We start from the raw sequence: 13,107 nt of genomic DNA on the forward strand, positions 1-13,107 counted from the left end.
TCGGAACTGCCTGCACAATGGTCGGATGCTCGGAGTAATCGGCGGCAGCGGCTTCTACACCTTCTTCGGGTCTGACGCGCGCAGCGTCAACCTGGATACGCCCTACGGTGAGCCGAGTGCGCCGATCACGGTCGGGCGGGTTGGCCAGCACGAGGTGGCCTTCTTGCCCCGCCACGGCCTGAGCCATGAGTTCTCCCCGCACAAGGTGCCGTACCGGGCCAACATGTGGGCGTTGCGTGCGCTCGGCGTGCGGCGGGTGTTCGGGCCGTGCGCGGTCGGCAGCCTCACTCCCGAGCTCGGTCCCGGCGCCGTCGTCGTTCCCGATCAGTTGGTCGACCGGACCCGGGGCCGGCTGGACACCTACTTCGATTCCGGCGGTATCCATGTCGGCTTCGCCGATCCGTACTGCCCGACGCTGCGCTCTGCGGTCACCGGGCTGCCCGGTGTGGTCGACGGCGGCACCATGGTCGTGGTGCAGGGGCCGCGGTTCTCCACGCGCGCCGAGAGCCAGTGGTTCGCGCGCGAGGGCTTCAGCCTGATCAACATGACCGGGTATCCCGAGGCGGTGCTCGCCCGCGAACTGGAAATGTGTTATGCGGCAATTGCTTTGGTGACCGACCTGGATGCCGGTGTGGACGTCGGCGCGGGTGTTCGCGCGGTCGACGTCTTCGCGGAGTTCGAGAAGAACATGGGACCGTTCAAGCAGCTGGTGCTGGAAGCCATCGACCAGGTGGCGTCTGACCGCGTGTGCGAGCACTGCCTCGCGCACGAAGGTGTCGAGCTGCCGTTCGACCTGCCATGAGAATCCTGCTCACCGGCGCGGCCGGGTTCATCGGCAGCCGGGTGCGCGCTGCGCTGCTTGCCGACGGGCACGAGGTGGTCGCCGCTGACGTCATGCTCGACGCCGCCCACGGTCCCGGTGCCGAACTGCCCGACGACACGCACCGGGTCGACGTGCGGGATGCGGATGCTTTGGCGCCCTTGCTGTCCGGGGTCGACGTCGTGTGCCACCAGGCTGCTGTGGTGGGGGCCGGTGTCAACGCCGCCGACGCGCCGTCCTACGGAAGTCACAACGACTATGGGACCGCGGTTCTGCTGGCGCAGATGTTCGCCGCAGGCGTGCAGCGGTTGGTGTTGGCGTCGTCGATGGTGGTGTACGGCCAGGGTGGCTACCGCTGCCCGGAGCACGGCGCCGTCGAACCATTGCCACGCACCCGTGCCGATCTCGATGCCGGTGTGTTCGAGCATCGTTGTCCGGTCGGTGGTGAGGAACTGGCGTGGCAGCTGGTGGGTGAGGACGCTCCGCTGCGCCCGCGCAGCCTCTACGCCGCCAGCAAGGCCGCCCAGGAGCATTACGCGCTTGCCTGGGCCGAGTCGACCGGTGGCTCGGTGGTCGCGCTGCGCTATCACAACGTGTACGGCCCCGGCATGCCGCGTGACACCCCGTACTCGGGAGTGGCTGCGATCTTCCGGTCGTCGCTCGAGAAGGGCGATCCGCCAAGGGTTTTCGAAGATGGCGGCCAGATGCGAGATTTCGTGCACGTCGACGACGTCGCAGCAGCCAACGTCGCGGCCGTGCGCTCGGAGGTCGGCGGGTTTCTGCCTGCCAACGTGTGCTCGGGGCGGCCCGTCTCGATCATGACGGTCGCGACCCGGATCTGCGAGGCTCGCGGTGGCCCGGCGCCGTTGGTCACCGGGCAGTACCGCAGCGGCGACGTCCGCCACATCGTCGCCGATCCCGCCCGGGCGGCGGAGTCGCTGGGCTTTCGGGCCCAGGTCGACCCGGACCAGGGACTGCGGGACTTCGCCTTTGCGCCCTTGCGGGCGTGACCCGCGCCACAGCTTTAAATCCCTTCGCTCCGAAGGTATTTCATGGCCGGTGACCGCGGTCCCCGGAACTGGTGACAATCGTCACCTTCGGCGCGTGGAAGCCTGACTAAACCGCACCATGATGGCAGAATCTGGATTGGTTCCAATTTAGCTATTCAAGGAGTGGTGACGATCATGGCTCTGTTGACAATCGGGGATCAGTTCCCGGCCTACGACCTCAAAGCGGTTGTCGGGGGTGACCTGTCGAAGGTCAACGCCCAGCAGCCCGACGATTACTTCATTCAGGTGACGAGCTCGGACAGCCCGGGCAAGTGGCGCATTATCTTCTTCTGGCCCAAGGACTTCACGTTCGTCTGCCCCACCGAGATCGCCGCGTTCGGCAAGCTGAACGACGAGTTCGAGGACCGCGATGCCCAGGTGATCGGGGTATCGGTGGACAACGAGTTCGTCCACTTCCAGTGGCGCGCGCAGCATGAGGACCTCAAGAAGTTGCCGTTCCCGATGGTGTCCGATCTCAAGCGCGAGCTCGCCCTGGCGACCGGCGTGCTGAACGCCGACGGCGTGGCCGACCGCGCCACGTTCATCGTCGACCCGAACAACGAGATTCAGTTCGTCTCGGTGACCGCGGGTTCGGTCGGGCGCAACGTCGACGAGGTGCTGCGGGTCCTCGACGCGCTGCAGTCCGACGAGCTGTGCGCCTGCAACTGGAAGAAGGGCGACCCGACCATCGACGCCGGCGAGCTGCTGGCCGAGGCGGTCTGAGTATGGGCATCGACGCCGTCAAAGAGGCGCTGCCGGAGTACGCCAAGGATCTGAAGCTCAACCTGGGCAGCATCGTCCGCTCGACCGAGCTGACCGAACAGCAGCTGTGGGGCACGCTGGTGGCGACCGCCGCGGCGACCAAGTCCGAGCGGCTGCTGCGCGAGGTTTCCGAGGACGCCCTGGATGTACTGTCCGAGGAGGCGTATCACGCCGCGTTGGGCGCTGCCGCGATCATGGGGATGACCAACGTCTTCTACCGCACCAAGTATCAGCTCGAGGGTCGGTACGACGACCTGCGGGCCGGTCTGCGGATGAACATCATCGCCAACCCGGGCGTGGCCAAGGCGGACTTCGAGCTGTGGTCGCTGGCCGTGTCGGCGATCAACGGGTGTGCGCAATGCCTGACCGCACACGAGGACGAGCTACGTAAGGCCGAGGTGTCCCGGACGGCGATCTTCGAGGCCATCCGGGTCGCGTCGATCGTCTCCGGGGTGGCCCAAGCCCTGCTCACGACGCAGGCGCTCGCCCCCGCCTGATCAGAATATGCACTCGACCCCCTTCCCAACCCGGTAGTTGGTCGGGAAGGGGGTCGAGCGCATACTGGGCGGCGTGAAGACTGAGATCTGCGACCAGTTCGGCATCGACTTCCCCCTGTTCGCCTTCAGCCACTGCCGCGACGTCGTAGCCGCGGTGACCAACGCGGGCGGCTTCGGCGTGCTCGGCGGCACCGCCTACACGCCCGATCAGCTCGACCAGGAGCTCACCTGGATCGACGAGCAGGTGAAGGGCAAGCCGTACGGCGTGGACATCATCGTGCCCGCCAAGTTCGAGGGCAAGGGCGAGAACCTGTCGTTCGGTCAGCTCGCCGAGCGCATCCCCGAAGATTTCCGCGGCTTCATCAACGACCTGCTCGCCGCCCATGACATCGACGTCAGCGATCAGCCGCGGATGGCCGCGTCGTCGCTGAGCGGGGACACCGGCGCGAGCCTGCTCGAGGTCTCGCTGAGTCATCCGATCAAGTTGATGGCCAACGCACTTGGCGTCCCGCCGGACTACATGATCGAAGCCGGTAAGCAGACCGGCATCCCGGTCGCGGCACTCGTCGGCGCCAAGGAGCACGCCATCAAACAGGTCAACGCCGGCGTGGACCTGATCGTCGCGCAGGGCACCGAGGCCGGCGGCCACTGCGGTGAGGTGACCACCCTGGTGCTCATCCCGGAAGTCATCGAGGCGATCGAGGCGATCGGCAAGCCGGTACCTGTCCTTGCCGCCGGCGGGATCGTGACGGGCCGCCAGATGGCCGCGTCCGTCGCGCTTGGTGCCGCCGGCGCCTGGACGGGTTCGGTGTGGCTGACCACCGAGGAGGCCGAGACGGCCCCGTACACGGTGCAGAAGTTCCTGGCCGCGACGTCGCGGGACACAGTCCGGTCGGCCGGCCGCACGGGAAAGCCGTCGCGCCAACTGGTTTCGGATTGGACCGATGCATGGGCACCGCATGAGGGCGGTCGCCAACCGCTGCCGCTGCCTCTGCAGAACATGATCGCCGAGCCGGTGTTGCGCCGGATCGACAAGCTTGCCGAGGGCGGCCATCCGGGTGCTCAGGCGTTGGCGACCTATTTCGTCGGCCAGGGCGTCGGACTGATGAACAAGGTCAAGCCGGCCCGCGAGGTGGTTCTGGAGTTCATCGAGGATTACCTGGCGGCCGCCGAGCGGCTCAGCAGGTCACTGGACGACTGATCTAGAGCCCCTTGGGCGCTGCCTTCACTGCTTGGACGTCCGACGGGTCGCCGTCGAAGTCGACGTGGGCCGGCCGTCCGGTCGCGAACAGCAGCAGCTCCTCGGGAGCACCGGTCACCGTCACGGCCGGACCGTGGCCCGCGGTCAGCACGGTCTTGCCGTCCGGGGTGCGCAGCTGCACCCGGGCCGGCATCTTGGCCAACGTCAACCGAGCCATCATTCCCAGAGTGCGCCGCAACCTGTCGGCCAAATCCGCGTCGAGCACCCGCGGCTGCCAGTCCGGCTGGGCTCGCCGAATGTCCTCGTGGTGGATGAACATCTCGGCGACATTGGCCACCGAATCGACCAGCTTGAGCGGTGAATAGAGCGGCGGACCTGCGGCCACCTTGTCGACGAGGTCGTCCCACTGCGTCTGGCCGGCCACCGCATCCTGCACCTTGGCGGTGTGCCCGGCGAACAGCGGAATGAGGATGCCGGGCGCGGCATCGACGCGATACTCGCGAACCATCAAGTGCGCGGCGAGATCTCGAGCCGTCCAGCCCTCGCACAAGGTCGGCGCGTCTGGTCCGACGTCGCGCAGGGCGGCGACGAGGGCGGCACGTTCACGTTGGGCTACGGACATCTCGATCTCCATCGGTCGGCGACTGTCGACGTCTTACGCTACCCATCGCAGCACAGGTGGCCCACCCCCGCGAGCGTCGAGCGTGCGGTTTGTCGTCGAAGAATGTCCTTGGGTTCAAGGGTCTAGTGCAACAGCTCCTAGCTGAGGAGTTGTTTGATGCGTCCTGGTCATCCGCCTTCGACGGTCCGTTTGTTCTGGGCTCATGTCCGCTTGGGCTGCTCGGTTGATGAGGCTGCGGTAGCTGCCGGCGTGCCACCGACGACCGGTAGGCAGTGGTTCGGTAACGCTGGTGGGGTGAAGCCGAAGATTGTTTCCGGTGTGGCCCGGCGATACACACGGCTGAGTTTCCTTGAGCGGGAACAGATCGCGCTGGGAGTTGCCGCCCAGGAGCCGGTCCGCTCTATCGCCGAGCGGTTGGGTCGGTTAGCCTCGACGATCAGCCGCGAAATCAGACGCAACAGTTCCGATGGCCGCAATAAGTACCGTCCGCAGTTCCGGTTCGGCGCACCCTGGCGGGGCGGGCCGTTGCGGCGGCCGCACTATTTCGCCAGTGCCGCTCAGGGCCGCGCGCAACGTAACGCCCGACGTCGGCACCCACGCAAGCTGGCCGCCAACGCCCGCCTGCACGATCAGGTGCAAACTTGGTTGAAGGATTTTCTCAGCCCCGAGCAGATTGCCCAACAGTTGGTGGCTCAGTTTCCCGACGACCTGGAGATGCGCGTGTCTCACGAGACGATCTACCAGTCGATATATGTGCAGGGTAAGGGGAATTTGCGTCGCGAACTGCACCTGTGCCTGCGCACCGGCCGGGCGTTGCGTCATCCGCGGCGCCGCCCGGGGGAACGCCGCGGACGCATCCCCGGCATGGTCAATATCAGCAAGCGTCCCGCCGAAGTCCTCGACCGCGCGCTACCTGGGCATTGGGAGGGGGATCTGATCTTGGGCAGCACGGAGTCAGGATCGGCGATCGGCACCGTGGTGGAGCGCTCGACCCGCTACGCGCTGCTGCTGCACCTGCCCGAGAATCACAGCGCTGAAGCGGTGCAGAACGCGATCGTGGCCAAGATGTCGCAGTTGCCGGCGCTGCTGCGCCAAACCCTGACGTGGGATCAGGGCTCAGAGATGGCCAATCACGCCAAAATTGCTGAAGCTCTCGATCTGGACATCTACTTCTGCGACCCGCACTCTCCGTGGCAACGCGGCACGAATGAGAACACCAATGGCCTTCTGCGCCAATGGTTCCCCAAGGGAACCGATCTATCGGTGTTTCCCGAGGACTATCTCGACTACGTCGCCGCCAAACTCAACAACCGGCCACGCAAAACCCTCGGCTGGAAAACACCCGCCCGAGCCCTCGACGAACTACTGTCCAAACCGTCCGATCCACCCGCTGTTGCACTAGCACCTTGAATACGCCGTCTCGTCATCACCAATAACTCGCACGGTCGACGCCGTCGCGGCTGGAAAGAGTGGTTCCGCGAATGTACTCAGTCCAACTTCGGCAGCCGGACCTCGAAGCGGGCACCGTGTGCGGTGTTGTGCGCCGACAGCGTGCCGTGGTGTGCCTGCACCAGCCCGGCTGCAATCGCCAAACCGAGGCCCGAGCCACTGGGCAGTGACGAATCCTCGCGCGGCACACGCCCATTCGACCCGCGATAGGCGACGTCGAACACCCGGGGCAGGTCCGTCTCGTCGATCCCGACACCGGTGTCGTCCACCCGCGCCCACGCCCCGCTGGCGTCGCTGCCGAGCGCCAATGTCACCGCCCCACCGGACGGGGTGTGTGCGATCGCGTTCGCCACCAGATTCGACAACACCCGGACCAGCGCCCGATCGCTGCCGATCACCCGGACAGGGTCGGCCGGTACCGATGCGGTCAGGTGCACCCCGGCCCGCTCCGCGGCGATCCTGTGGGCCGCAATCACGTCGTCGACGACCTCGTCGAGCGCCACCTTCTCGTATGGCGCGTGGACCGCTCCGGCGTTGATCTTCGACATCTCGAACAGGTCGTCGACCATCTCGGAGAGTCGAACCGATTCGTGTTCAATGTGTTTGGCCTGCACCCGCACCTCGTCGTCGCTGACCACTCCGTCGGCGATCGCTTCGGCCAACGCGCGGATACCGGCCAGCGGAGTGCGAAGGTCATGGCTGACGAACGCCACCAACCGGCGTCTGGATTGTTCGGCCATCCGCTCGGCGTCGTGAATCTCCCGCTCCCACACCGTGCGGCGGGCCTGATAGCGGGCCAGCATCACCGCCGCGGGCAGTGTCACGATCGCCACGATCAGCAGCACGACGGCGATCGACGCGAATGTGCTGGTGATCATGAAGCCGCTCGCGCCCAGCACGCCGGTCAGGGTCGCCAGCGTCGGGATCAACACCAGGGCGACCATCGTGACCGTCATCGACCAGGACCGGGCCAGCCGGATGACCAACGCGCCCAACAGGACTACGGGCAGCGAGCAGGCCAGCGCAAGTACCGCAATCTGGGCCAGATCATGCGGTGGCACGGTCACCGCCGCCGGCTTCACCGCGCCACAGGTACCCACGGCCCCAGACCGTTTGTACGCGGTGATGATCGCCGAGCTTGGACCGCAAGCGCTTGACGTGCACGGTGACCGTCGACAGGTCGCCGAAGTCCCAATGCCACACCTGCTGCAGCAACTCCTCGCGGGAGAACACGGTGTCGGTGTGAGTCAGGAAGAACAGCAGCAGGTCGAATTCGCGGTTGGTCAACCCAACCGGCTTGCCGTCGATCTGCACGGCGCGTGCGGCCGTCGATACCGTCAGGTCACCGACGGTCATCTCCAGCGGAAGAGCAGCCGCGGGCGCCGGTGCCCGCCGCAACACCGAACGCACCCGCAGCGCGAGCTCGCGCGGGCTGAACGGCTTGGTCAGATAGTCGTCGGCGCCGGCTTCCAGCCCCGCGATACGGTCCTCTTCCTCGCCGAGTGCGGTCAGCAGGATCACCGGCACGCTGAAGTCGCCCTGCTGGCGCAGGTTCCGGCACAGCGACAGACCGTTGGGTCCGGGCATCATCACGTCGAGCACGGCGACGTCGATCCGCTGGGTGCCCAGCACCCGCAGAGCCTCGTTTCCGTCGCCCGCCACCGCCACTTCCAGGCCGTCGCGTTCGAGGTACCGGCGCACCACGTCACGGACGACGGTGTCGTCGTCGGCGATGAGCACGCGTGCGGGCATAGGGAAAGGTTAGCCAACAGCAGCCCTCACCTGCACCAACGTCACGGTTTTGTCATTCCCTTCTGCGCGGATTCGCCAATGCTCGCCTAGGTTGGCTCCTATGCCCGACTGTCCGGTCACGGTGGTGTTGCCCTGCCTGAACGAAGCGGATTCGCTGCCCACCGTCCTGGCCGCGATGCCGGCCGGTTATCGCGCGTTGGTCGTGGACAACAACAGCACCGACGGCACCGCGGAAGTCGCGCAGCGGCATGGTGCGGACGTGGTCCGCGAGTCCCGGCCGGGCTACGGATCGGCCGTCCACGCCGGGGTGCTGGCGGCCACCACGCCCATCGTCGCGGTGCTCGACGGCGACGGTTCGCTGGACCCGGCCGACCTGCCGCGGCTGGTCGCCGCGCTCGACGGCGGCGCCGACATGGTCATCGGCCGGCGCCGTGCGCTGCCTGGGGTGACATGGCCCTGGCATGCCCGTTTGGGTACCGCGGCGGTGTGCTGGCGGTTGCGGACCCGGCATCGGCTGCCTGTCCATGACATCGCGCCGATGCGGGTGGCCAAGCGTGACGCGTTGCTGACGCTCGGGGTAGCCGACCGCCGTTCGGGGTACCCGCTCGAATTACTGGTCCGTGCCGCTACCGCGGGATGGCATGTGGTGGAGGTCGACGTCGACTACGGCCCGCGGGTCGGCGGCAAATCGAAGGTCAGCGGGTCGGTGCGAGGAAGCCTCACCGCTGCCGTCGATTTCTGGAAGGTCATTTCGTGACGCCGAGCCCGGTACCGATCCCGGTCACCGTGCTGGTGGTGGCCAAAGCGCCGATACCCGGGCTCGCCAAGACCCGACTGGCCGCGACAGTGGGGGACCGGACCGCAGCCGACATCGCCGCCGCCGCGCTGCTGGACACCCTTGACGCGGTGGCCGCGACTCCGGTCACCCATCGGGTGGTCGCGATGACCGGTGAGCTGGATCAGGCCTGCCGGGCCGGCGAAATACACGATCGGCTCGCCGACTTCACCGTGATCACGCAACGCGGTGACGGCTTCGCCGACCGGCTGGCCAACGCGCACGCCGACGCCGCGACGGCTCGTCAACCGGTGCTGCAGATCGGGATGGACACCCCGCAGGTGAGCGCGGCGCTTCTCACCGGCTGCGCCCGACGGCTACTGCAGGTCCCGGCCGTCCTCGGACTGGCACGCGACGGCGGCTGGTGGGTGCTCGGCGTAGCCGACGGCGCGAGTGCCGGGTGTCTGCGTGATGTGCCGATGTCGCGGGCGGATACCGGCGCTGTAACGCTCGGGGCCTTCGAGCACACCGGGATTTCCGTGAGTCTCGTCGAAGAACTGCACGACGTCGACACCGTCGACGACATCCCTGCCGTCCGCGCTGCCTGCTCGCCCTCGAGCCGGTTCGCCCAAGTCACTCGAGGACTATGAATGTTGGGACAGCTATACGACGACGCGCTCGACGGCGAGCGATGTTGGTTGCGCCACCGCGACGGCCGTCGTCACCCGCTTCCGGTGCGTAGCTGGCTGGGCGGTCAGGACGCCGATAGCGTGTTCGACGCGGCCATCGTGGCGCTGTGCGACGGGCCGACGATCGACTTAGGTTGCGGCCCAGGGCGTTTGGTGGCGGATCTGATCCAGCGCGGCATACCTGCCCTTGGCGTCGACCAGTCGGCGACGGCGGTCCGGCTCGCACGGCGTATCGGTGCACCGGTATTGCTGCGCGACGTATTCGAGCCGCTACCGGGAACCGGCCGCTGGCAGACGGTGCTGCTCGCCGACGGGAACATCGGTCTGGCGGGTGATCCGCGCCGGGTCCTGCGCCGGGCCGCGGAGCTGCTGCGGGCCGGCGGTCGCTGCGTGGCCGAGTTCGATCCGGGCACGGTCGGGGTGCGGACCAGCTGGGTGCGGTTGGAGTCGTCGAACAACATCGGCCCCTGGTTCAAGTGGGCCTCGGTGGGAGTGGACTGCGCGGCCGCGCTGGCCGAGGAAGTCGGGTTGACGTTGGTCGGGATTCACCCGATCGGCGGGCGAGTGGTGGCTACACTCACGCTGACGTGACGCCGCAGATGGGATCCACCACGAAGGCCACCGCCTTGCGTGGCACAGCAGTGACGGCTCGGGTCGGGGTCGCCCTCGGTGTCGCCGTGGCCGTCTGCTTCGTCACGGGATTGATCAGTCACTTCATCCAGCATCCGCAGCCGTGGTTCTTCTGGCCGACGCGCCCGGTCTGGCTGTATCAGCTGACCCAGGGCCTGCACGTGATCTCGGGCATTGCCGCGATCCCGCTGCTGCTGGTCAAGCTGTGGTCGGTGTACCCCAAGCTGTTCGAACGGCCCATCGTCGGCGGACTGACCCGCCAGGTCGAGCGGGCGTCGATTCTGGTTCTGGTGGGGTCGATGATCTTTCAGCTCTCCACCGGCGTCATGAACATCGCGCAGTGGTATGCGTTCGAGTTCTTCTTCACCACAAGCCATTACGCGATCGCCTACGTCGCAGCCGGCGCGGTCCTGGTGCACATCGGTGTGAAACTTCCGGTGATCCGCCGGGCCCTCGGTGAGCCTCTCGAGGAGCCGCCGACCGGTGAGCTGCGGGTCGGCCCCAGCCGGCGCGCGGTGCTGTACGGCACCGGGCTGGCCGTGGGCGTCGCGACGATAGCCACTGCGGGGCAGACGATTCCGTGGCTACGACGGGTGTCGCTGCTGGCCCCCCGCTCGGGCCGCGGTCCGCAGGGTGTCCCGGTGAACCGGTCGGCGCTCGCGGCCGGGGTGCTCGGCAGCGCCCGCTCGCCGGACTACCGATTGACCATTGTCAACGGTTCGGCCGTAACGGCGATGACCGTCGACGAGTTGGCGGCGATGCCGCAAACCACCCACCGGCTTCCGATCGCGTGTGTGGAGGGCTGGAGCGCCACCGCGGACTGGACCGGCGTCGTTCTCGCCGATCTGCTCAGAGCTGTTGGCGCCAAGACGGATTCCGGTGTCAGGATGATCTCACTCGAACCGCCCGGCCCGTACTCGCGCACCGTGTTGCCCGCGCGCCACACCCGCGATTCGCAGACTCTGATCGCGCTGAAGCTCAACGGGCAGACGCTCGACCTCGACCACGGTTATCCCTGCCGGCTGATCGCGCCGACGAGACCAGGTGTGCTGCAGACGAAATGGCTGTCCAGAATTGAGGTGGTGACGTGACGTCGGTCCGGGTTTTCCTGGTTGCGCTGGGCGTGGCGCTCGGCGTCTACGGTGTGGTGCTGGTGGCACAGAACTCGACTGACGTCATCATCCGGATCGTGGTGTGGGCACTGATCGGTGTGCTCCTGCACGACGCGGTGTTCGCGCCGGTGTGCGTCGCCCTCGGGTTCGCCGGGCGGCGTCTCTTGCCGCACAGGTGGTGGACGCCGGTGCTGGTGGCCGCGCTGCTTACGGTGGTGCTGGTGCTGCTGGCGATTCCGGTCTACGACAAGCCGGGACTGCATCTGGACAATCTGACGGTGCTCGACCGCGACTACGAGGCCGGCTTCTGGATTGCGCTGGCCGTGGTCTGGGGCGCGGCGCTGCTATACCTGGTCGGCGACCGGGTGCTACCAGTTGGTGAGAATGAAGTGGTTGAGAAGAAGCGCGCCGATGACGTTGAGCCCCAGCCACCATCGGTGGGCCCGGACCGGCAGCAGGGCACCGGCGGCGGTGAGCCACACCTCGAACGGTAGCCAGATCCGTTCGGTCTCGGCCTTCGACAGCATCGACAGGTCGGCGAACAGGATCGCCACCAGCGCGGCCAGGATCACCAGGTGCAGCCCGGAGCGGCGTTTGATCGCGGCGATGTCGAATACCCGGCCGATGCCGGCGACGCTGCCCAGCCCGATTGCGCACACCACCGAGGCCAGGTTGGCCCAGCTCCAGTACTGGAACGGCCGATTCAGTGCGATCCCTTGCCAATAGCGCTGCTGCACAAGGGTGTAGCCGTCGAACCACCAGAAGCCGGCGATCACGAACACGCCGACGACCGCCAGTGCGCCCAGTGCTGCTGGGATCAGCACCCGAACCGCGCCGCGCCATGACGACGCACAGATCAATACCGCCAGCGCGGGCACGGCCATCAGGGCCAGGCCATAGTTGAGGAAGATCGCCCAGCCCAGCACCACACCCGCTGCCACAGCCACCAGCAGGGGCCGGCGGACCGTCTGGCGAACCGCCAACGCCAGCAAGGCGATTCCCCACGCCGCGACACCCGCGAAATAGCCGTCGGCGGAGACCGCGATCCAGATCGCAGTCGGTGCGACGGCCACGAACGGCGCAATTAGGCGCGCGGTCTGCTCACCGTTGAGTGCCCGCACCGCGACCACGATGGCCGCCGCGGCGGACGAGCCGACCAACAGGCACCACAGCCCGGCCCACGCGCCGCCGCCCAGTCCGATGCGGTCCAGCCAGACGAACGTCAGCAGCGCACCGGGCGGGTGGCCGGAGACATGGGTGATCCACGAATTCGGTTGGAAGTCCAGGATCCGGCTGGCGAATGTGCGGACCGCTTCGGGGATGTCGGTGATCGTCGGCACTTGATTGAGGTATTCGTGCCGGGCGGTGAGCCGGCCGGCGAAGCCGCGCTGCCAGCCGTCGATCATCGCCAGGGAGAACGCCCACAGCATCGACGTCGCCCACACCGACAGCGTCAAAGCCCGCCAGGGCAGGCGCCCTGCGAGCGAGGCGCCCCAGATCACGGTCGCCGCGCCGATGAGGATCGCCGGCACGGTGCCCCAGCCGACGTGGGCGTTCCACCATCCGAAGATCGGCGCGGTATCGGCGAAGCTCTTGATCTGGGCCGGGGAACTGTTGATCAGCGGAGTGACGATGCCCAGATTCAGGTGCGGAACCACGAATGCCGCGACCACCAGCAGCACGCCGACGGTTACCGCGACCGCTTCTTTGCGACCGATGCTCACAAGTCTCCAGCGTACGGGCGTTGCC

The 13,107-nt window shown here is 67.2% G+C and carries 14 protein-coding genes; 10 read left to right on the forward strand and 4 right to left on the reverse strand.

The genetic code is table 11. The annotated features are described in order from the left end of the window. Positions 1–25: 25 nt before the first annotated feature. From BST42_RS08980 to BST42_RS09000, 5 genes are all read left to right on the forward strand, one after another. Positions 26–802 (forward strand): S-methyl-5'-thioadenosine phosphorylase, encoded by a 777-nt coding sequence (locus BST42_RS08980; RefSeq protein ID WP_083118221.1) that lies wholly within the window; start codon positions 26–28, stop codon positions 800–802. Continuing rightward, entirely contained in the window at positions 799–1,830 is a 1,032-nt protein-coding gene (locus BST42_RS08985; RefSeq protein WP_083118222.1) for an NAD-dependent epimerase/dehydratase family protein, read from the forward strand. The genes BST42_RS08980 and BST42_RS08985 overlap by 4 nt, the downstream gene beginning before the upstream one ends. 174 nt (positions 1,831–2,004) lie before the next feature. Beyond that, positions 2,005–2,592: a peroxiredoxin gene (locus BST42_RS08990; RefSeq protein WP_083118388.1), complete on the forward strand. Its 588-nt coding sequence runs from the start codon at positions 2,005–2,007 to the stop codon at positions 2,590–2,592. Positions 2,593–2,594: 2 nt separating this feature from the next. Next, positions 2,595–3,128, forward strand: coding sequence for an alkyl hydroperoxide reductase AhpD (gene ahpD / locus BST42_RS08995; protein ID WP_083118223.1), 534 nt, complete (start codon positions 2,595–2,597; stop codon positions 3,126–3,128). A 73-nt stretch (positions 3,129–3,201) separates the two neighbouring features. Then, positions 3,202–4,329: an NAD(P)H-dependent flavin oxidoreductase gene (locus BST42_RS09000; protein ID WP_083118224.1), complete on the forward strand. Its 1,128-nt coding sequence runs from the start codon at positions 3,202–3,204 to the stop codon at positions 4,327–4,329. A gap of 1 nt (position 4,330) precedes the next feature. Here the strand turns inward: BST42_RS09000 and BST42_RS09005 are convergent, their stop codons facing one another. After that, positions 4,331–4,951 (reverse strand): TIGR03085 family metal-binding protein, encoded by a 621-nt coding sequence (locus tag BST42_RS09005; RefSeq protein WP_083118389.1) that lies wholly within the window; start codon positions 4,949–4,951, stop codon positions 4,331–4,333. Between the two features lie 156 nt (positions 4,952–5,107). Between BST42_RS09005 and BST42_RS09010 the strand changes: the two genes are divergently transcribed. Next, on the forward strand, positions 5,108–6,361 hold the full coding sequence (locus BST42_RS09010; RefSeq protein WP_083118225.1) for an IS30 family transposase: 1,254 nt from the start codon (positions 5,108–5,110) through the stop codon (positions 6,359–6,361). 77 nt (positions 6,362–6,438) lie between these two features. On the opposite strand, the gene BST42_RS09015 is transcribed toward BST42_RS09010, so the two are convergent. Together BST42_RS09015 and BST42_RS09020 are read right to left on the reverse strand one after the other, a co-directional pair. Then, positions 6,439–7,461 carry a sensor histidine kinase gene (locus tag BST42_RS09015; RefSeq protein ID WP_083118390.1) on the reverse strand — a complete coding sequence of 341 codons (1,023 nt, stop codon included), beginning with the start codon at positions 7,459–7,461 and terminating at the stop codon, positions 6,439–6,441. Next, positions 7,448–8,152, reverse strand: coding sequence for a response regulator transcription factor (locus BST42_RS09020; protein ID WP_083118226.1), 705 nt, complete (start codon positions 8,150–8,152; stop codon positions 7,448–7,450). Before BST42_RS09020 ends, BST42_RS09015 begins: the two co-directional genes overlap by 14 nt. Before the next feature lie 100 nt (positions 8,153–8,252). Here BST42_RS09020 and BST42_RS09025 point away from each other — a divergent pair, with 100 nt between their 5' ends. The 4 genes from BST42_RS09025 to BST42_RS09040 are packed head-to-tail and all read left to right on the forward strand — an operon-like array spanning position 8,253 to position 11,337. Further along, positions 8,253–8,909: a glycosyltransferase family 2 protein gene (locus tag BST42_RS09025; protein ID WP_083118227.1), complete on the forward strand. Its 657-nt coding sequence runs from the start codon at positions 8,253–8,255 to the stop codon at positions 8,907–8,909. After that, positions 8,906–9,577: a TIGR04282 family arsenosugar biosynthesis glycosyltransferase gene (locus BST42_RS09030; protein WP_083118228.1), complete on the forward strand. Its 672-nt coding sequence runs from the start codon at positions 8,906–8,908 to the stop codon at positions 9,575–9,577. Before BST42_RS09025 ends, BST42_RS09030 begins: the two co-directional genes overlap by 4 nt. Further along, positions 9,578–10,207 carry a methyltransferase domain-containing protein gene (locus BST42_RS09035; protein ID WP_083118229.1) on the forward strand — a complete coding sequence of 210 codons (630 nt, stop codon included), beginning with the start codon at positions 9,578–9,580 and terminating at the stop codon, positions 10,205–10,207. Between the two features lie 8 nt (positions 10,208–10,215). Next, complete coding sequence (locus BST42_RS09040; protein WP_083118391.1) at positions 10,216–11,337, forward strand: molybdopterin-dependent oxidoreductase; 1,122 nt, start codon at positions 10,216–10,218, stop codon at positions 11,335–11,337. Between the two features lie 389 nt (positions 11,338–11,726). Here the strand turns inward: BST42_RS09040 and BST42_RS09050 are convergent, their stop codons facing one another. Continuing rightward, entirely contained in the window at positions 11,727–13,082 is a 1,356-nt protein-coding gene (locus BST42_RS09050; protein WP_083118230.1) for a hypothetical protein, read from the reverse strand. Positions 13,083–13,107: the final 25 nt, after the last annotated feature.

Source organism: Mycolicibacterium rhodesiae (genome assembly GCF_002086695.1).
Lineage (GTDB): Bacteria > Actinomycetota > Actinomycetes > Mycobacteriales > Mycobacteriaceae > Mycobacterium > Mycobacterium rhodesiae.